This is a genomic window from Candidatus Dormiibacterota bacterium (assembly GCA_036495095.1).
Classification (GTDB): Bacteria; Chloroflexota; Dormibacteria; order Aeolococcales; family Aeolococcaceae; genus CF-96.
In genome coordinates, this window is the sequence record DASXNK010000070.1 from 1 (window position 1) to 17,940 (window position 17,940).

Here is a 17,940-nt window from a genome sequence, read left to right on the forward strand (position 1 = left end):
CTGTGCGAATACCACCACAACCGGCACCACGACGGCGAGTTCGACATCCGCCGCACCGCCGGGGGCGACCTCTGCTTCGAGACCCACGACGGCCTGCTGCTGGGCACCGCCACCGGCGGGTGCTGGAGGCGCCCGAGAGGCAGAGCCGGCCCGGCATGAGTCCGATGGCCGGTGGGCCGCTAGGCGAACGTCTCCCGGGGGTCGGCGATGCCCAGCTCCTTCAGCTTTCGGTACAGGGTGGCGCGGCCGATGCCGAGCAGCGCGGCGGCCCGCACCTTGTGACCTCCGGTCTGCTCCAGGGCGTGGAGGATGGCGGCCCGCTCGATCCGCTCCATCGGGCTGAGCCGGCGCCAGGGCACCCGCTGGTAGGCGGACGGCAGGTCGCGCAGGGTGAGCTCGCCGTGCGAGCGCCGCGCCACCATCCCCTGGATGACGCTCTCCAGCTGGCGCACGTTGCCCGGCCAGTCGGCGCGCATCAGCGCCTGCATCAGCTCCGCGGCGCCATGGGCTCCGGGCTCGCCGGTATGGCGGAGGATGAGCGCGGGGACGATGTCGCTGAGGTCCTCGGGGCGCTCGCGCAGCGGTGGCAACCGGATGTCGGCGGGGAACTGGTCGGCGAGCGAGACATCGGTCCCGGGCTCGCCGTCGGGGGCCTGCGAGAGGGTCGCGACCACCCAGGGCGCGGCCTCGCCGGCGGTGCCCTCGAGCACGCCGCCGAGGGCCTGCGCGGTGCGCCGGTCGAGCGCCTCGAGGTGGCGCAGCACCAGCACCCCCACCGGGTCGGTGAGCCGGGTGCGCACCTGGCCCAGCCAGGTGGTGTCGCCGTCGACCCGCGCCATGATGGCGTCGACCACGGTGAAGGGACCGGCGTCGCCGACCTCGTCGTGGGCGGCGCGGGCCATCGCCAGCTTGCCGGTGCCGGGCTCGCCGGTGAGCAGCAGCGGCAGGCGCAGCGCCGCGTGGTCGATCACCGCGGTCCAGGCCTGCCGCCACGCCAGGCTGCGTCCCGGCAGCGACTCCGGGAGCCGCCGTCCCGGTCGGCTGTCGGCCCGGGCCCGCGACGGCGACGCGTGGGGACGCTCGAGGTCGATCTCCAGCACCACGCCGTGCTCGGGGTCACCCTGGGCGAAGTCGATGCAGCGCACCGCCGCGAGGCTGCCCTCGGCGAGCCGGAAGGCGCGAGCGGCGACGCTTCCCGACTCGATCGCGCGGGCACCGTGGTTCCAGAGCAGCGCATGGTCGGCGGGCTCGAGCAGCCGCGCCGCGGCGGCGTTGGCGATGACGGTGTGCGCGTTGAGCGCGACCACCGGCCGGCTGGAGCGGCGCGCCACCGCGACGAAGCGGTCGAGCAGGTCGCGGTCGCTCTGCGACGCGTCCTCGTAGAGGCGGCGCTCGATCTCGCGGGCCCCGTCCTTGATGAAGGGCACCATCAGCGGGCTGGTGTCCTGGAGCCGGCAGGTGAGGTCGATGACCCCCTCGACCCGGCCGGTGATCGGGTTGCGGATCGGCGCCCCCGCGCAGGAGAGCCAGCGCAGCCACTCCGCGTAGTGCTCGCTGCCGACCACCCATGCGACGTCGCGCATCTCCGCGGCGGTGCCGATGCCGTTGGTGCCCACGGTCTCCTCGCTGTAGAGGTAGCCGGGCGCGAGCAGCACCCGGTCGAGGCCGCGGCGCAGCGCCGCGGTGCCGGCGCGACGGTCGAGCACCAGCCCGGTGGGGTCGGTGAGGATGACCACCATGTCGGCGTTGGCCACGTCGTCGGCGAGCCGGTCGAGGATCGGGCGGGCGAGGCGCAGCAGGCGGTTGCCCGGGTCGAAGTCGGTGTGCCGGGTGACCGGGTCCCCGATCGCGAGCACACCGCTCTGCTTCGACCGCACCCAGGAGCGCGCGATCTCCGGGCGCACCGCATCGGAGACCAGTCCCTCGTCGAGGAACCGCTCGCGGCTCCTCCACATCTGCGGGCCCGCCTCCCCGAGGCCCTCCATGTCCACGGCAGGTCGTCCACACAGCGCCCGGAGAGATCGCCGGTGCCACTGCGCTCCTCGCGTCGCCACTATAGAAGAGCACCTCTGCACCGACAAGGAGGATATCCGTGACATGTCTCAAAGTGAGACATGTCTCAAGGCAGGACACTCGTTCGCCCCGGTCTTCTGCTCCAATCCGCACAACGCCGGCGGCGCCCGGAGGAGGCGGCGGCGGCGGACGCGGGGAGGGTCTGCCTGGTGACGACGACGTGCGCACCTGCCACGCTCATCAGCTCGGTGCAGCGCGCCCTCGCACTGCTGCGAGCCGCTTCCCGCGCCCCCAGCGGGGCTCCCGCGAAGCAGCTGGCACGCAGCGTCGGCCTGCCCATGGGAACCACCTACCACCTGCTCCGCACCCTCACCTACGAGGGCTACCTGGAGCGCCGCACCGACGGCTCGTACGTGCTCGGAGACGGGGTCGCGACCCTGCTCGACACCAGCCGGCTGCAGGCGCTGCTGCAGCGCACCCGCCCAGCACTGGCCGCCCTCCGCGACGGCGTGCACGCCGCCGCCTACCTGGCCTTCCACGAGGGCGGCGAGATCGTGGTGAAGGACATCCAGGACAGCGTGCAGACGCCCCGCATCGACCTCTGGGTCGGCTTCCGCGACGCCGCCCACGCCACCGCGCTGGGCCGCTGCGTCCTCGCCTTCCTCGAAGCCAGGGACCGCCACGACTACCTCGCCCGCCACCCCCTCCATCCCTACACCTCGCGAACCCTGACCAGCCGCCAGGCGCTGCTCACCGAGCTCGAGCGGATCCGCGCGACCGGCGTCGCCGTCGAGGACGAGGAGTACCTCCCCGACGTCGCCTGCGTCGCCGCACCGGTCGTGGTCGGCAGCCTGGTCGGCGCCGTCGGGGTGTCGATGCCCCGCGGCCGGCTCGCCGCCCTCGACACGGTGGTGCCGCCGCTGACCGACACCGCGGCGCGGATCGCCCGCTGGTGCGCGCTGACGCTCTAGGCCCGGCCGAGGACGGCGAGGCTCTCGACATGGTGCGTCTGGGGGAACATGTCGACGAGCTCGAGCCGCTCCACCCGGTAGGGGCCGAGCTCGCAGAGCAGGCGCAGGTCGCGGGCCAGGGTCGCGGCGTCGCATGAGACGTACACGATCCGGGGCGGCCCGGCGAGCGCCAGCCAGCCGGTCACCGAGCCGGCGCAGCCGGCCCGCGGGGGGTCGAGCACGGTGGCGTCGACGGCGGCCTCCGCGCCGAGGCCGGCGAGCGCCTGCTCGACCGGCTGGGCGACGTAGCGGAGCCGGTCCTCGACCCCGTTGAGCCGCGCGTTGAGCAGCCCGAGCCGCGCCGAGGAGCGGACCTCCTCGATGCACACCACCTCGGCTCCGGCGGCGGCGATCGCGGTGCTGAGGATGCCGATGCCCGCGTAGGCGTCGACGACGCGCCGGCCGGTGAGGTCGCCGAGGGCGTCGAGCACCCGGTCGTAGAGCACCGCCATCTGGGCGTGGTTCACCTGCACGAAGGTCTCGGGCTCGACCCGGAACTGATGGCCGCGCCACTCCACGCCCACCGCCGCGGTGTGCCAGGTGACCCCGTCGCCGGCCTCCATCGCGATCTCGTCGAGCACCGCCGGGTCGACGCCGTCGAGGGGGCGGGCGCGCACCAGCAGGTCGCTGCCTCCGCCGCCCACGGTCAGGTGGAGCGCGCTGAGCTCGTCGGTGCCGCCCCGCCGCACCAGCGAGCGCAGCGCCGGCAGGGCGGCGCCGATCGTCGGGTGGTGGATCAGGCAGTCGTCGACGGCGATCGGCCTCCACGAGCGCGCCCGATTGAAGCCGAGGTCGGCGGCGGCGGTGCCCTCGGGGCCGCGCACCACGTGGAACTCGCCGCGGCGGCGGTAGCGCCAGGGGTCGTCCATGCCGTGCACCGGCACCTCGTCGGGCACGGTCACGTGCTGCCGCCGCATGGCGTCGAGCACCACCTCGCGCTTCAGCGCCAGCTGGCGCGGATAGGCGACGTGCTGGAGGTCGCAGCCGCCGCACGCCGGCACGTACGGGCAGGGCGGCGTGACCCGGTCCGGGGAGGGCTCGAGCACCTCGGTGACCCGCGCCCGCCAGACCCCGCCCTGGCGGCCGTGCACCCGCACCTCCACCCGCTCATCGGGGATGGCGCCCTCGACGAGCACGGTCTCGCCGCGCTCGCCCTCGATCACCCCGCCCTCGACGTGGGCGATGCAGGCGCCGCCGTGCACCATCGGGCCGCAGGTGACCTCCAGCCGGGTGCCGGCGGCGCGGCGTGCGGCCCGGCGCTCAGCCGGAGAGGCGCTCACGCAGCAGCCGGTTGACCAGACGCGCGTCGGCGCGGCCGCGGGTTGCCTTCATCACGTGCCCCACCACCGGCTGCAGCGCGGTCTCCTTGCCCGCCTGGAAGTCGGCCACCGCCTTGGGGTTGGCGGTGATCGCGGCGTCGACCAGGGCGCCCAGCGCATCGGTGTCGCTGACCTGGCCGAGGCCGCGGTCGCGCACGATCGCCACGGGGTCGCCGCCGGCCAGGTAGAGCTCCTCGAGCAGCGCCTTGGCGGTGGTGGAGTTCACCGTCCCCGCCTCCACCAGCCCCAGCAGCGCCACCAGCCCGTCCTCGCCGAGGCCGCTCTCCCAGAGCGGGAGGTGGTCGGCGTTGGCGAGCCGCAGGACGTCGTTGCCGAGCCACCTCGCGGCGACCCCGGCGGAAACTCCGCGGCCGACGATGCGCTCGTACGAGTCGGCCTGCTCGCGGGTGGCGGTGAGCAGCACCGCCTCGCCCTCGGTGATGCCGTGCTGCTCGATCAGCCGCGCCGCCCGCGCCTCGGGAAGCTCCGGGAGCGCACGCCGCACCTCCTCCACGAACTCCGCCCCGAGCACCAGCGGGGCGAGGTCGGGCTCGGGGAAGTAGCGGTAGTCGTGGGCCTGCTCCTTGCTCCGCTGGGAGATGGTGGCGCCGCGCGCCTCCACCCAGCCGCGGGTCTCCTGGTGGAGGCTGCCGCCGCCGTCGAGCACCGCGATCTGGCGGGCGATCTCGTACTCGACGGCGCGCTGCACCGCCCGGAAGGAGTTCATGTTCTTGATCTCCACCTTGACCCCCAGGGTCTCGGTGCCCCGGGGCCGGATGGAGACGTTGGCGTCGCAGCGGAACGAGCCCTGCTCGAGGTTGCCGTCGTTGACGCCGATGTACATGAGGATCTGGCGCAGCCGCTCCAGGTACTCCTTCGCCTCCGCGGCGCTGCGCAGGTCGGGCTCGCCGACGATCTCCATCAGCGGCACCCCGGAGCGGTTGTAGTCGACCAGCGAGCTGGTCGCGCTCTGGAGCACGTCCCCGGCGTGGTGGAGGGTGCCGGTGTCCTCCTCGAGGTGCACCCGGGTGATGCCGCAGCGCACCCGGCGGCCGTCGAGGTCGAACTCGAGGTGGCCGTCGACCGACAGCGGAAGGTCGTACTTGGAGATCTGGTAGCCCTTGGGGAGGTCGGGGTAGAAGTAGTTCTTGCGGTCGAACTTGGTGAAGTCGGGGATCACGCAGTTCAGCGCCAGCGCGGTGCGCACCGTGTACTCGACGGCGCGCCGGTTGATCACCGGCAGCGTGCCCGGCATCCCCAGGCAGACCGGGCAGGTGTTGTCGTTGGGCTCGGCCTCGACGTAGGTCGCCGGGCAGCCGCAGAACATCTTGCTGCGGGTGAGCAGCTGGGCGTGCACCTCGAGCCCGATCACCGCCTCGTGGTCGACGGCGGACTCCCCCGATCCCCCCTGCGCCGCGGAGGCGTCGCGCAGCGTCCCGGTCACGTCGCCGCCGCCTCGACGCCGCCGGGCTGCAGCGTGTGCCACTCGGTGGCCTGCTCATATGCGTGGGCGATGCGCAGCGCCCGCGCGTCCATGAACCGCGGCGCCACCACCTGCAGGCCCGCGGGCAGGCCTCCGACCATCCCGCAGGGCACCGACACCCCGGGCAGGCCGGCGAGGTTGACGGGCACGGTGAGCACGTCGAGCAGGTACATCGAGAGCGGGTCGGAGTGGGTGCCGAGGGGGAAGGCGGTCACCGGCGAGGTGGGGCAGACGATCGCGTCCACGCGCTCGAAGACGTGCGAGAACTCCTCGGAGATGAGGGTGCGCACCTTCTGCGCCTTGCGGTAGTAGGCGTCGTAGTAGCCGCTGCTCAGCGCGTAGGTGCCGAGCATGATCCGCCGCTTCACCTCGGGGCCGAAGCCGGCGTCGCGGGTGCTCAGGTAGGTCTGCAGAAGGCTGCCGCGGTCCTCGCGCAGGCCGAACCGGATGCCGTCGTAGCGGGCGAGGTTGGAGGAGGCCTCGGCGGGCGCGATGATGTAGTAGGTCGACAGGGCGGCGTCGGTGCTGGGCAGGGACACCTCCTCGAGGGTGGCCCCGAGGCCGCGCAGCACCTCGAGCGCCCGCTCGACGGCGGCGCGGACGCCGGGGTCGAGACCCACCCCGAAGTACTCGCGGGGGACCCCCAGGCGCAGTCCCTCGACCCCCTCACCCAGCCCGGTCAGCGGGTCCTCGACGGCGCTGCGCGAGGAGGTGCCGTCGGCGGGGTCGTGGCCGGCGATGAGCAGGTACCCGAGGGCGGCGTCCTCGACGGTGAGCGCGAGGGGCCCGACCTGGTCGAGCGACGAGGCGAAGGCGATCAGCCCGTAGCGCGACACCCGGCCGTAGGTGGGCTTGAAGCCGACCACCCCGCAGAGCGCGGCGGGCTGGCGGATCGACCCGCCGGTGTCGGTGCCCAGGCTGAGCGGCACCATCCGCGCGGCGACCGCGGCGGCGCTGCCCCCGCTGCTGCCGCCGGGCACCCGGCCGAGGTCCCAGGGGTTGCGCACCGGTCCGTAGGCGGAGTTCTCGTTGGAGGAGCCCATCGCGAACTCGTCGCAGTTCGTCTTCCCCACCACCACGGCGCCGGCGTCGAGGAGCCGCTGCACCGCGGTGGCGGTGTAGGGGGGGCGGAAGCCGCCCAGGATCCGCGAACCGGCGGTGGTCTCGGCGCCCTCGAGGCAGAGCACGTCCTTCAGCGCGACCGGCACGCCGCAGAGCGGCGGGGCGCTCGCCGGGTCCTCGGCGAGAAGGCGGTCGGCGGCCGCGGCGGCGCGGTCGGCGAGCTCACCGGTCCGGCCGAGGAAGGCGTTCACCTGCGGGTCGAGGGCGGCGATGCGGGCGCGGGAGCGCTCCAGCAGCTCGGCGGCGCTCACCGTGCCGGCGCGCAGCGCGGCGACGCACCCGGCGAGGGTCTCGGGCGCGGCGCTCACGCGGTTCCCTCCTCCTGGATCTGGCCGACGCGGAAGTGGCGGCCGTCGTGGTCGGGGGCGTTGGCCAGCGCCGCGCGCTGCCCGAAGGGCGGCCGGTCCTCGTCCTCGCGCCACACGTTGACGAGGCCGCCGACCTGCGCGGTCTCGGTGACCTGCGAGGTGTCGACCTGGTCGAGCTTCGAGATGTGCTCGAGGATGGCGCCGAGCTCGACCGCCAGCCGCGCCCTCTCGTCCTCGCCGAGGCCGAGACGGGCGAGCATGGCGACGTGGGCCACCTCGTCAGGGGTGAGGGACATGGGCAGGCATTATCGACCGGGCAGCGGCAGCCAGGTGAGGACCGCCTGCTCGGTGGGGGTGAATCCGGCACTGCGGTAGGCGGCCAGCGCGGCCGGATTGTCGTCGCGGGTCCAGACGCAGGCGAAGGTGACCTGGCGGCGGCGGAACAGCGCCATGGCGTCCCGGAGCAGGGCGCTCGCCACCCCGCGACCGCGCGCCTCGGGGCGCACGTAGAGCTCGGCCACCTCCCCCTCGAGGCCGGTCCCGGGGTCGAAGAGGACGCACCAGCAGAGCCCGGCGGCGGCTCCGGCCTGGTCACGGGCCACCAGGAGGTGGTTCTCGCCGGTGAAGTGGTGCCGGGGGAGGGCGGTGCCGCCGGCCACCTCCTCGGCGGACAGCCGGGGGTGGTCGTAGCGCTCCTGCTCGTCGAGGGCGAGCTCGGTCAGCATCGCCCGGACCTCGACGTCGTCCCCGGCGGCCAGCCGCTCGATCCGCATGGGTGCAGGCTACGCCCACCAGCCCCGGCTGGGCCTCGGGACGGGTCGCGGCCCATACTGCCCGCACCCGTCATCGACCCGGAGGCCCGCCGTGATCATCGTGACCACCGAGAACCTCACCGGATATCGCGTCAGCCGCGTCATCGGCCAGGTCTTCGGCCTCACCGTCCGCACCCGCGGGCTGGGCGGGAACATCGCCGCCGCCTTCCGCAGCGTCGCCGGCGGCGAGGTCGCCTCGTACACCAAGCTGCTCGAGGACGCCCGCCGCCAGGCCGTCGACCGGATGGTGGAGTCGGCGACCGCGGCCGGCGCCAACGCCGTGGTGATGATGCGGTTCGACAGCTCGGAGATCGGCGCCACCATGTCCGAGATCGTCGCCTACGGGACCGCGGTGGTGGTCGAGCCCGCCTCCTGATGGAGCCCCTCCTCCTCTACGTCGCGGTGGCCGCGCTGGTGCTCGCCGCCGCGATCGCCACCTGGAAGCTGGGCTGGGAGCGCTACCGCCCCGGCGACCCCGGCCCCACCGTCCCCACCGGCGAGGTGCTCGTCGACCCCGAGACCGGCCGGAGGCAGCGCGTCCACATGAACCCGGCCACCGGCACCCGCGTCTACGTCGACGAGCCCGCACCGCCGCCCCGCCCGGAGCGCTGACGCTTCCGCTCGCCGGGCCGGGGTGGTACGAAGTGGGGATGGGACCTGGCGCGGACTTCCTCGGCCGCCTCTGGGGCGGCGGCACCGGCACCCCCGACTCGCGGCGCGCCGAGATGCTCGACCGGCTCCGCCGCGGCGGCGTCGACGACGAGCGGGTGCTGGCGGCGATGGCGGAGCTGCCCCGCGAGGCGTTCGTCATCGAGGGCGACGAGCTCGAGGCCTACGCCGACCGCGCCCTGCCCATCGGCCACGGGCAGACCATCTCCCAGCCGCTCATGGTCGGGGTCATCGTGCAGGCGCTCCAGCTGCGGCCCGGCGAGCGGGTGCTCGACGTCGGCACCGGCTCCGGCTACCAGGCCGCGGTGATCGCGGCCTGCGGCGGCAGGGTGGTCAGCGTCGAGCGCATCGACGAGCTCGCCCGGAGCGCGCGGGCGCGGCTGGAGCGGATGGGCATCGAGGTCGAGGTCGTCGCCGGCGACGGCAGCGCCGGCCTCGACGGCCGGGGCCCGTTCGAGGCCATCGCCGTGGGCGCCGCCGCCCCGCGACCGCCGGAATCGCTGATCCGGGCGCTCGCCGACGGCGGCCGGCTGGTGGTGCCGGTCACCGTCGGTGAGGAGGGCGAGCGGCTGCTCCGGGTCCGCCGCACCGGGCGGCACTGCGAGATGGAGGACCTGGGACCCTGCCGCTTCGTCCGTCTGGTCGGCCGCGAGGGCTACCGGGCGTTCACCGGCTGAGCAGCGCGCTGAGGTCACGGTGGGCGACCTCGCAGGGCCTCCCCGCGGCGTGGCGGTACCCCACCGGGCCGGCGTCGGGGACGATCACCGAGGAGGCCGAGACGGTGCCGTAGAGGTCGCCGTGGACGCAGGCCCGCTCGGGGTCGCGGAGCAGGTCCTCCATCTCCTCCAGGAGCGCGAGCGGCGAGGCGGCGCGCCCGGCCGCCTCGCCGAGGCGGGCGAGGAGGTCCTCGACCCGGGCCTCGGCGGGCTGGTCGAGGTCGTGGACGGTGAGCACGTGCGGACCCGGCCGGAGCTCGACCACCTCGAGCGGGGTGACGCCGTGGGCCACCAGCGCCTGCGTCCGGGAGAGGGCGAGGAGGTTGAAGGGGTTGTACGCGCCGGGGTCGAGCCCGCCGACGAGGCCGCGCACCGCGGCGTCGTCGCCGGCGCCGAGCACCGCCAGGGGCAGCTCGCCGCGGGAGCGGCGGCTGGGGTCGCGCATCTCCGAGCGGCGGTTGGTCACCGCCGCCACCCGGCCGTCCGCGGCCACCGCCATCCAGGTGCCGCCGGCCACGAGGTCGCGGCCGCCGGCGATCCGGGGACGCTCCACCAGCACCGCGGGCGGCGCCGCGGGGCGGCCGAGGAACTCGTCGCGGTTGGCGGCGAGCACCACCGGGGCGCCGGGCACGCAGCGCCAGGCGATGAGAATGGTGCACATCGGCGGTGGGTCAGACGGCGGGGACGCGGAACATCCGCACCACCGGGCCGCCGGGCCGCTCCTGCGCCTGGGCGGCTGCCTCGCCGAAGGCGGCCATCAGGATCCGCCCGGCCTGCGCCTCCTCCGGGGCGGTGTCGAGGCTCAGCCGGGACATGGTCACGGCGTACTGGTCGACCCCGTCGGCCCGGTTGGGATAGCGCGACCGGGTGATGCTCACCTTGATGCCCATCCCCGCCAGTTCGACGGTGTGGCGGCCGGTTTCGTGGGCCCCCGGGGGGGTGGTGAAGTCCTCGTCGGCACGCTGCCGCAGCTCCCGGAGGAGGCTGTCGACGCTCAGTTCCTGCCCGTCGTCGGCCATGACGGGATTGAGCCTACGCCTCCGGGGCCGGGCCGGGACTCCCCACCCCGGACCCTCCACGTTTAGAGTGAGCGCCGGCCGCGGTACGCAGGGAGTACGGCCCCGTGGCCCCGCCCCGATGCGAGGGCGTCGGCGCCCGGCCGGTACCCCACCGTCATCATCTCCCGGAGGCACCCGTTTCATGGCAAAGACCGTCGGCATCGATCTCGGCACCACCAACAGCGTGGTGGCAGTGATGGAGGGCGGCGAGCCCGTCGTCATCGCCAACGCCGAAGGCGGTCGCACCACCCCCTCCGTCGTCGCCTTCACCCGGACCGGCGAGCGGCTGGTCGGGACGCTCGCGCGCCGTCAGGCGGCCGTCAACCCCGAGAACACCGTCTACTCGATCAAGCGCTTCATGGGACGGCTGCTCTCCGAGGTCACCAACGAGGCCAAGCAGGTCCCCTACAAGGTGGTCGCCGGCAACGCCGGCCGCGTCGAGGTGGAGGTGGCCGGCCAGCGCCACACCCCCGAGCAGATCTCCGCGATGATCCTGCAGAAGCTGAAGACGGACGCCGAGGCGTACCTCGGCGAGAAGGTGACCGACGCGGTCATCACCGTCCCCGCCTACTTCAACGACGCCCAGCGGCAGGCCACCAAGAACGCCGGCCAGATCGCCGGCCTCAACGTGCTCCGCATCATCAACGAGCCCACCGCGGCGGCCCTCGCCTACGGCCTCGACAAGAAGGCCAACGAGAAGATCCTCGTCTTCGACCTCGGCGGCGGCACCTTCGACGTCTCGGTCCTCGAGGTCGGCGAGGGCGTCTTCGAGGTGAAGTCGACCAACGGCGACACCCACCTCGGCGGTGACGACTACGACCGCCGGATCGTCGACTGGCTCGCCGACGAGTTCAAGAAGGACCAGGGCATCGACCTGCGCGGCGACCGCCAGGCGCTGCAGCGGCTCACCGAGGCGGCCGAGAAGGCGAAGATCGAGCTCTCCCAGCGGCAGGAGACGGAGGTCAACCTGCCCTTCATCACCGCCGACGCGAGCGGTCCCAAGCACCTCGCGCTGACGCTCTCGCGCTCCAGGTTCGAGCAGCTCACCGAGGACCTCACCGAGCGCTGCCGCAAGCCCTTCGGTGACGCGCTGCGGGACGCCGGGATGACCGCCTCCGAGCTCGACGAGGTGATCCTCGTCGGCGGCTCGACGCGCATGCCGGTGATCGCCGAGCTGGTCAAGGAGCTGAGCGGCAAGGAACCGCACCGCGGTGTCAACCCGGACGAGGTGGTGGCCATCGGCGCCGCCATCCAGGCGGGCGTGCTCAAGGGCGAGGTCAAGGACGTCCTGCTCCTCGACGTCACCCCGCTGAGCCTGGGCATCATGACCGAGGGCGAGGTGAACACCCGCCTGATCGAGCGCAACACCACCATCCCCACCTCGAAGTCGCAGGTCTTCTCGACCGCGTCGGACAGCCAGCCGAGCGTCGAGATCGTGGTGCTCCAGGGTGAGCGGCCGATGGCGCGCGACAACCGCATCCTGGGCACGTTCATGCTCGACGGCATCCCCCCGGCGCCGCGCGGCCTGCCCCAGATCGAGGTGACCTTCGACATCGACGCCAACGGCATCCTCAACGTCACCGCCAAGGACCGGGGCACCGGCAAGGAGAACCGGGTCACCATCACCGGATCGACCACCCTCCAGAAGGAGGAGGTCGACCGGATGGTCAAGGAGGCGGAGGCCAACGCCGAGGCCGATCGCAAGCGCGCCGAGGCGGTGGAGACCCGCAACCACGCCGACCAGCTCGCCTACCAGGCCGAGAAGGCCCTGAAGGACGCCGGCGACAAGGTCCCGGCCGAGCTGCGCACCGACATCGAGGGCAAGGTGAAGGCGATCCGCGACGCCATCGCCGCCAACGACAACGACGCCATCAAGCGGACCCACGACGACCTGCAGGCGAGCATCTCCAAGATCGGCGAGGCGGTGTACGCCCAGGCCGGGCCCCCGCCCAGCGACGGCCCCGGCAACGGCTCGCCCGACGGCGGCGCCCCGACCGCCGGCGACAGGGGCGCCCACGGTGCCCACGGCGGCGAGGACGTGGTCGACGCAGAGTTCAAGGAGGTCTAGGGACCTCCTCCCTCCTCCGGAGCGGCGAGGGGCGGCGCGCAGGGTGCGCGCCGCCCCTTCGCTGCGGCCCGTGCGCCGCCATCGTTCGCCTTCGCGCCGGAGCCGCTCAGCGCAGCCGCTTGCGGAAGTGGTGCTCGACCGTGTTGGAGAGGTCGTGGAGCTCGCGCGTCCGCGCCGAGCGTGCGTACCCCAACCGGGCATAGAGCCGGTGGGCGTCATGGAACCGGGTGTCCGACCAGAGCTCGACGACGGCCGCCCCACGCCCCCGCGCGGCGTCCTCCACCAGCCCCGCGAGCCGCGCCCCCAGCCCCCGCCGCCGCGCCGCCGCGGCCACGTACAGCATCCGCAGCTCGATCCCCGCGGCGCCGGACGGCACCCAGCCCACCGACCCCACGACCACGCCCGCCTCCTCCGCGACGAACACCTCGCCAGCCCACTCCGCGTATGCGCTGGCGATCCGGCGCAGGTGGGGCTCCTCCCCATCCACGTCGAGCACGCAGCCCGGGTACTCGGCCCAGCACGCCCCCACCAGCGCCACCAACCCGCCCGCGTCGTCATCCCGCGCCGCCCGGATCACCACCGTCCGAGGAGCGACAGCCCTAGACCTGGTCGATGCGGGTCAACACCCAATCGTATCTGCCGCTCATCACCGGCGCTCGGCAGTAGGAGCAGACGCCGGCGAGGTCGAGGTCGAGGGGGGCGCCGCAGTTCGGGCACTTCGACGAGAGGGTGCCGCCCTTCGGCTTGGTGGTCGCCGACGAGGCGCGCTGGAACACCCAGTCCTCCGTCCACTGCTCGACGCTGCGGTTGCCGCGCACCACCTTGCCGCTCTTCACGTCGATGTCGTAGTCGGCGCAGGCGGCGAGGAAGCGCAGGGTGAGGGTGTCGTAGGTCTGGTCGCTGTGGGCGCCGATGATCCGCGCGTTGCCCACGGCGAGCTGGTCGAGCACGTTGCGCCGCCCCTGGGCGGCGTATCCCTCGATCTGGGCCTTGTGCTGCTGCCAGATGCCGTCGGCCATCACCCGCCGGCTCAGGTCCGGCTTGAGCTCGGTCCACGCCTGCTGCACCACGAAGAAGGCGCGCTCGGCCTCGCTGAGGAAGGCGCTCTCGTCGAAGGCGGGGTCGTGGGCGGTGATCGCGGCGAGGCCGTCGGGTGTGCCCTCGCTGGCCATCGCCACCGGCGAGCTTCCCGGCAGCATCGCGCCTCGCAGCCCCTCGGGGACGCCGATCGGACGGCTGTCGTCGTAGGGGGTCGACGAGCGCGGCGGCGCCGGCACCGACCCGGCGCCGTAGGAGGCGCCGGTGGACCCGGTGTCGAAGGCGCTCCGCGCCATCCCGCCACCGGACATCCAGCTGCGCACCAGGCGGAAGAGCACGAACGCCACCACCACCAGGACGATGAGGAACAGGATGCCGATGATGGCGCCGCCACCCCCGCCGCCGCCGAGGAAGAACGGGAAGAAGAAGAACCCGTGGCCGCCGCCGCCACCGCCGGTGCTGAAGCTGCTGCCGCCGCCGCCGCCGCCGCGCGAGCCGCCGCCACCGCCGAAGCTGTGGCCGCCGCCGGCGCGCGCCAGCAGCCCCGCGGCGGCGAGGAGCGGGGTGGTCACGGGACCGCCGGCGGGGGCGCGTCGGGCTGCGCGGTGGGCCTGCCGCAGGAGGGGCAGAACTTCGCGCCCTCAGCGAGCTCGGTGGCGCAGCCGGCGCAGGTGCGGACCGCCGGCGCCAGCGAGGTGCCGCAGGACGGGCAGAACTTCGACCCCTGCGGGCCGGTCGCCTGGCAGGACGGGCAGGTCACCGTGGGCGGCGCCAGCGAGGTGCCGCACGAGGCGCAGAACTTCGCGCCGGCGGTGTTGGCGGCGTGGCAGGAGGGGCAGGACACGGTGGCGGGCTGCTGGGTGGCGTACCCGGCGCCCCCGCCCGCGAATCCCGGGGCGGGCGGCGGCGGCGGTCCCGGTGGCGGCGGCTGGGCGGCGACCCCGCCGAGGCCGATCCCGGCGCCGAGGAACGCCCCGGAGACGCCGCCGCCGCCCTTGGCCATCCCCTCGCCCGCGCCCAGCGCCATCTCGCCCGCCGCGTACTGCTGGAAGCCGCCGGCGAGACGGGAGTAGGCGGTGTCCTTGGCGAGGCGGCGCAGCTCGGCCTCGGTCTCGTCGTCGAGGCTGATGACGAAGTTGGTGAGCCCCACCAGGGCCAGCCCGTAGTCGGCGAGCCGGGCGTTGCCGCCCTCGAGGGTCGTGCCCTCGATCTCGTCGGTGAACGCGGAGAGGCCCAGCACCGGCCAGCCGTTGCGGACGATGTTCCTGGTGAGGTCCTGCCGGAGCGAGCGCAGCAGCAGGTCGTCGCAGAGGTCGGTGATCCTGCTGTTGTCGGGGACGTTCTGGGTGCCGCTGTACTTGGTGATCAGCGCCACCGGGTCGGTGACCTTGAGGATGTAGTCACCGAAGACGCGCAGGGTGACGAGCATCCCGGTCTGCGGGTCCTGCACCTCGTCGATGCGGCCGCCGAAGCGGTCGCGGATCTCCCGCGAGGAGACGAAGTAGAGCTCGGTGCGGTAGGCGTTCCCGCCGGTGAGGATGTCCTTGAACATCCCCAGGAAGGGCAGCTCGGTGGCGTCGACCTGGTGCCGGCCCGGGGGCATGGTGCCGATCACCTGTCCCTGGTAGAGGAAGATCGCGACCTCGTCGGGGGCCACGATCGCCTTGGTGAAGCGGCGGATCTGGAGGTCCGGCCACTTGTAGACGATCTGGTCCTTCCGCTCGTCCGGGACGGCGATGTTCTCGCGCCTGAAGAGCGCCATGAAAGCTTCCTCGATGGTTGACGTCGTGCCCGCGCGCGGATGGCCCGGGCGGGCGCTCCCATGCTACCGCTCGGCCGCCGCGATGGACCCAGGCGACGATGTGCCGGGTCAGCGACGGGGCGGGACCACCTCGAGGACGCCGGTGAGGCCGAGGGCCCAGTGGTTGTTGATCCCGGTGCCGTTCTTCATCGTCGCCGCCTCGCCCCCGCCCCCGCCGGAGGCGCCGCAGCGCCGGCCGCCATCCGCGCCCGCCGCCAGCGCAGGCCGAGCACCGCCCCGGTGCCGATCAGCGCGAGGAGGATCACCCACATCACCAGCCCGACCCACGGCACCGAGTCGTCGGTGCTCGCCGCCGCCGGGGCCGGTGGCGGCTGCGCCTCGGGGATGTAGCTGGTGGTGCCGGTGAGGGTGGCGGTCTTCGTCCCCTGGACGAGGGGCACGCTCCAGCGGAGGAGCACCGTCGCCTGCTTGCGCGTGATGATGTCGTCCGGCGGGATCTCCTTGGTGTAGAAGCCCCGGGTCTCGAGCCAGAGCTCGCGCGGCTCGGGATGCACGAGCGACCACTGCGGAGGCGCGCTCGCGTCCGCCTCGACGGTGGGCGTGTCGCCGTGGCCCTTGAGGTTGTCGACCCATGACGGGCTGTGGAGGTTCGCCTCCGTGCCCGCCGGGCCGATCCGGAGCATGGGCTCGCCCTGGCGGCCCTTCACCACCACCGGCACCGTGCCGGTGTTCGCGAGGAAGACGCCCGGCAGCCGGCCGGGGACGACCGAGACGCTCACCCCGTCGAAGGGCGTGGGCGTCGAGGTGAGGACCGCCTTGTACCCGCCCTTGAAGGTGACGTAGTCGACCCGGCCCAGGACCTTGATGTCCTGGTTGCCGTAGCGCAGGGGGACGATCCAGCGCGAGATCGTCTGCACCCCGGACGCCGGAGGGGGCGGGAGATCCAGCGTGGGCTTCGGGTGCATCCGGTGCTCGAACCACCCCCAGTCGGAGTCGTGGCTCGCCCGGCCCCAGAAGGGCGGCGCGTTGGGGTTCTGCGCCGGCGTCGGGATGTTCGCGGTCCCGTACGGGTTGTTCGACTGGTACCACTCCGGGGTGTTGAGGTCGCCGAGCACTCCCTGGGGCCCGATCCGCAGGTAGGTCCGTCCCGCGTCGGTGAGCACCTGGACCTCGGTCGAAGTCGTGTTCGCGACGAGCATCTCCGAGGAGATGACGGTGTTGCGCACGTCGATGGTCACCCCCGCGGGAGGCGCGGGGATCACCGACTCGAGGACGGTCCGCACGTGCGGATCCATCTCGTGAGCTCGGGCCGGAGCCGCTCCGAGGAACGTCGCCAGCAGCGCGCCCAGCAGGGCGACGAGCGCGATGACGGCCGGAAGCGTACGTGGAGTACGGGGGGTGCGCATCAGATCTCAGTCTGCCAGAAGAAGAGGTGCCCCCCCGGTGCTGCATCCTGCGGGACGCACGCTGGGGGGGCACCCAGAGGATGGGTATCTACTGGGGGCGGCTACGCGGCCGCCGGCTGATCGGTGGTTACCTCCGGGTCACCCAGCGCCGGGCGCGGATGCCGAGGCCGAGTCCGAGTGCCGTCAGCAGAGCCACCAGGGCCACCGAGCCCTCTCCGTCATTGCGGAGGAAGCCGGCCAGCTTGCTGGAGATCGCCTTCGGAAGGGCGACGAACTCCTGGACGTAGTGGATGCCGGGCTTGGCGGTCGAGCCATCCACCGGGGGGTTCCCCGGAAGGTTGGACGCGCCCGGCTGCGGTCCGCTGGCACCAGGCGGCGATGCGCCGAAGCCGCCCGCGGAGGTGCTGTCCTGCATCGGGATCGGCGCCGCGCTGTTGTCGACGCTGTTCCCCAGCATGGTGATCGCGGCCACGGACGGGGTCTCGCCGGAGCCCTTGCCCTTGGTCACGAAGATGTAGTAGCCACCCGGGGTGGCCACGTTGTGGTTGGCCGGCACCGTCGCCGTCAGGGTGTTGCCGTTCGTGGTGAAGGGCAGCTCGACCAGACGGTTGTTGTTCGACAGGACGTGCTGCGACGTCGGCAGACGGTACAGCTCGACCTTGGTGATGTCGGACGCGTTGTCGACGGTGACGTTCATGTTCTCGCCCCAGGTGATTCCGGCCGGGGCGTTGGTGATCTTCGGACGGGAGACACCGTTGAACAGGTAGGGCGGGCTCCAGATCTGGAAGCTCGAGTCCTTCTGGTTGTTCGCGGTCGTCCCGGGCATCACGTCACCGTGATGGCCGTAGTGCGCCGGAATCGGCGAGTGCCCGCCCGCGAGGACGCGGCCGTCGGGCAGCAGGATCGCCGAGTTGTGGTAGGTGCGGTCACGGCCGATCGGGGCCATGTCCGTCCAGCTGTTGGCCTCCGGGTCGTAGAGCTCGGTATTCCGGTTGGCGACCTCGCTTCCCGGATCGATGACCTCGTCCTTGTCGGCACCGTGCAGGGCCAGGACCTTGCCCGTGGGCAGCATCACGCCGGCGGTGAACCACCGGGCGTGGTGCAGGTCGGGACCGCGCTGGACGTCGACGTTGTCACCGTTGATGCTGAAGATCTG

The 17,940-nt window shown here is 73.3% G+C and carries 18 protein-coding genes; 5 read left to right on the top strand and 13 right to left on the bottom strand.

Features of this window, described 5'->3' with window-relative positions; genetic code table 11:
* Window positions 1-179: 179 nt before the first annotated feature.
* Window positions 180-1,985, bottom strand: a complete 1,806-nt coding sequence (locus tag VGL20_07405) for a helix-turn-helix domain-containing protein (GenBank protein ID HEY2703500.1) — start codon at window positions 1,983-1,985, stop codon at window positions 180-182.
* Between the two features lie 237 nt (window positions 1,986-2,222).
* On the opposite strand from VGL20_07405, the gene VGL20_07410 reads away from it, so the two are divergent.
* On the top strand, window positions 2,223-2,984 hold the full coding sequence (locus VGL20_07410) for an IclR family transcriptional regulator (GenBank protein ID HEY2703501.1): 762 nt from the start codon (window positions 2,223-2,225) through the stop codon (window positions 2,982-2,984).
* On the opposite strand, the gene VGL20_07415 is transcribed toward VGL20_07410, so the two are convergent.
* The 5 genes from VGL20_07415 to VGL20_07435 are packed head-to-tail and all read right to left on the bottom strand — an operon-like array spanning window position 2,981 to window position 8,028.
* A complete protein-coding gene (locus VGL20_07415) occupies window positions 2,981-4,303 on the bottom strand; it encodes a class I SAM-dependent RNA methyltransferase (GenBank protein HEY2703502.1) in 1,323 nt (440 codons plus the stop codon). The two genes, VGL20_07410 and VGL20_07415, sit on opposite strands and share 4 nt — an antisense overlap.
* Window positions 4,284-5,786, bottom strand: a complete 1,503-nt coding sequence (gene gatB / locus VGL20_07420) for an Asp-tRNA(Asn)/Glu-tRNA(Gln) amidotransferase subunit GatB (GenBank protein ID HEY2703503.1) — start codon at window positions 5,784-5,786, stop codon at window positions 4,284-4,286. The genes VGL20_07415 and gatB overlap by 20 nt, the downstream gene beginning before the upstream one ends.
* Window positions 5,783-7,255, bottom strand: coding sequence for an Asp-tRNA(Asn)/Glu-tRNA(Gln) amidotransferase subunit GatA (gene gatA / locus VGL20_07425; protein ID HEY2703504.1), 1,473 nt, complete (start codon window positions 7,253-7,255; stop codon window positions 5,783-5,785). The genes gatB and gatA overlap by 4 nt, the downstream gene beginning before the upstream one ends.
* On the bottom strand, window positions 7,252-7,551 hold the full coding sequence (gene gatC, locus VGL20_07430) for an Asp-tRNA(Asn)/Glu-tRNA(Gln) amidotransferase subunit GatC (GenBank protein HEY2703505.1): 300 nt from the start codon (window positions 7,549-7,551) through the stop codon (window positions 7,252-7,254). The genes gatA and gatC overlap by 4 nt, the downstream gene beginning before the upstream one ends.
* A 9-nt stretch (window positions 7,552-7,560) precedes the next feature.
* Window positions 7,561-8,028, bottom strand: a complete 468-nt coding sequence (locus tag VGL20_07435; protein HEY2703506.1) for a GNAT family N-acetyltransferase — start codon at window positions 8,026-8,028, stop codon at window positions 7,561-7,563.
* A 91-nt stretch (window positions 8,029-8,119) separates the two neighbouring features.
* On the opposite strand from VGL20_07435, the gene VGL20_07440 reads away from it, so the two are divergent.
* From VGL20_07440 to VGL20_07450, 3 genes are read left to right on the top strand one after another with little or no spacing between them, the layout of a single operon-like run.
* Window positions 8,120-8,443, top strand: a complete 324-nt coding sequence (locus VGL20_07440) for a heavy metal-binding domain-containing protein (GenBank protein ID HEY2703507.1) — start codon at window positions 8,120-8,122, stop codon at window positions 8,441-8,443.
* Window positions 8,443-8,679 carry a hypothetical protein gene (locus VGL20_07445; protein HEY2703508.1) on the top strand — a complete coding sequence of 79 codons (237 nt, stop codon included), beginning with the start codon at window positions 8,443-8,445 and terminating at the stop codon, window positions 8,677-8,679. Before VGL20_07440 ends, VGL20_07445 begins: the two co-directional genes overlap by 1 nt.
* 38 nt (window positions 8,680-8,717) lie before the next feature.
* Window positions 8,718-9,413 (top strand): protein-L-isoaspartate(D-aspartate) O-methyltransferase, encoded by a 696-nt coding sequence (locus VGL20_07450; protein HEY2703509.1) that lies wholly within the window; start codon window positions 8,718-8,720, stop codon window positions 9,411-9,413.
* On the opposite strand, the gene VGL20_07455 is transcribed toward VGL20_07450, so the two are convergent.
* Together VGL20_07455 and VGL20_07460 are read right to left on the bottom strand one after the other, a co-directional pair.
* Window positions 9,403-10,113 (bottom strand): NRDE family protein, encoded by a 711-nt coding sequence (locus VGL20_07455; protein HEY2703510.1) that lies wholly within the window; start codon window positions 10,111-10,113, stop codon window positions 9,403-9,405. The genes VGL20_07450 and VGL20_07455 overlap by 11 nt on opposite strands.
* Before the next feature lie 10 nt (window positions 10,114-10,123).
* Window positions 10,124-10,471, bottom strand: a complete 348-nt coding sequence (locus tag VGL20_07460; GenBank protein ID HEY2703511.1) for a hypothetical protein — start codon at window positions 10,469-10,471, stop codon at window positions 10,124-10,126.
* A 181-nt stretch (window positions 10,472-10,652) separates the two neighbouring features.
* Between VGL20_07460 and dnaK the strand changes: the two genes are divergently transcribed.
* Window positions 10,653-12,578: a molecular chaperone DnaK gene (gene dnaK, locus VGL20_07465; GenBank protein HEY2703512.1), complete on the top strand. Its 1,926-nt coding sequence runs from the start codon at window positions 10,653-10,655 to the stop codon at window positions 12,576-12,578.
* 106 nt (window positions 12,579-12,684) lie between these two features.
* On the opposite strand, the gene VGL20_07470 is transcribed toward dnaK, so the two are convergent.
* From VGL20_07470 to VGL20_07490, 5 genes are all read right to left on the bottom strand, one after another.
* A complete protein-coding gene (locus tag VGL20_07470; protein HEY2703513.1) occupies window positions 12,685-13,155 on the bottom strand; it encodes a GNAT family N-acetyltransferase in 471 nt (156 codons plus the stop codon).
* Between the two features lie 22 nt (window positions 13,156-13,177).
* Window positions 13,178-14,188, bottom strand: coding sequence for a TIM44-like domain-containing protein (locus VGL20_07475; GenBank protein HEY2703514.1), 1,011 nt, complete (start codon window positions 14,186-14,188; stop codon window positions 13,178-13,180).
* Window positions 14,185-15,378: an SPFH domain-containing protein gene (locus VGL20_07480; protein ID HEY2703515.1), complete on the bottom strand. Its 1,194-nt coding sequence runs from the start codon at window positions 15,376-15,378 to the stop codon at window positions 14,185-14,187. The genes VGL20_07475 and VGL20_07480 overlap by 4 nt, the downstream gene beginning before the upstream one ends.
* Window positions 15,379-15,563: 185 nt before the next feature.
* Window positions 15,564-16,784 (bottom strand): hypothetical protein, encoded by a 1,221-nt coding sequence (locus VGL20_07485; GenBank protein HEY2703516.1) that lies wholly within the window; start codon window positions 16,782-16,784, stop codon window positions 15,564-15,566.
* Between the two features lie 127 nt (window positions 16,785-16,911).
* Window positions 16,912-17,940 (bottom strand): galactose oxidase early set domain-containing protein (locus VGL20_07490; GenBank protein ID HEY2703517.1); only part of this gene is annotated, 1,029 nt, incomplete at its 5' end.

Excerpts from the sequence above, each read along its gene's own strand:
- VGL20_07480 (HEY2703515.1), bottom strand. The coding sequence starts at position 15,378 with ATGGCGCTCTTCAGGCGCGAGAACATCGCCGTCCCGGACGAGCGGAAG.
- VGL20_07455 (HEY2703510.1), bottom strand. The coding sequence starts at position 10,113 with ATGTGCACCATTCTCATCGCCTGGCGCTGCGTGCCCGGCGCCCCGGTG.
- VGL20_07405 (HEY2703500.1), bottom strand. The coding sequence starts at position 1,985 with ATGGAGGGCCTCGGGGAGGCGGGCCCGCAGATGTGGAGGAGCCGCGAG.
- VGL20_07485 (HEY2703516.1), bottom strand. The coding sequence starts at position 16,784 with ATGCGCACCCCCCGTACTCCACGTACGCTTCCGGCCGTCATCGCGCTC.
- VGL20_07435 (HEY2703506.1), bottom strand. The coding sequence starts at position 8,028 with ATGCGGATCGAGCGGCTGGCCGCCGGGGACGACGTCGAGGTCCGGGCG.
- dnaK (HEY2703512.1), top strand. The coding sequence starts at position 10,653 with ATGGCAAAGACCGTCGGCATCGATCTCGGCACCACCAACAGCGTGGTG.
- gatC (HEY2703505.1), bottom strand. The coding sequence starts at position 7,551 with ATGTCCCTCACCCCTGACGAGGTGGCCCACGTCGCCATGCTCGCCCGT.
- VGL20_07450 (HEY2703509.1), top strand. The coding sequence starts at position 8,718 with ATGGGACCTGGCGCGGACTTCCTCGGCCGCCTCTGGGGCGGCGGCACC.
- VGL20_07445 (HEY2703508.1), top strand. The coding sequence starts at position 8,443 with ATGGAGCCCCTCCTCCTCTACGTCGCGGTGGCCGCGCTGGTGCTCGCC.
- VGL20_07460 (HEY2703511.1), bottom strand. The coding sequence starts at position 10,471 with ATGGCCGACGACGGGCAGGAACTGAGCGTCGACAGCCTCCTCCGGGAG.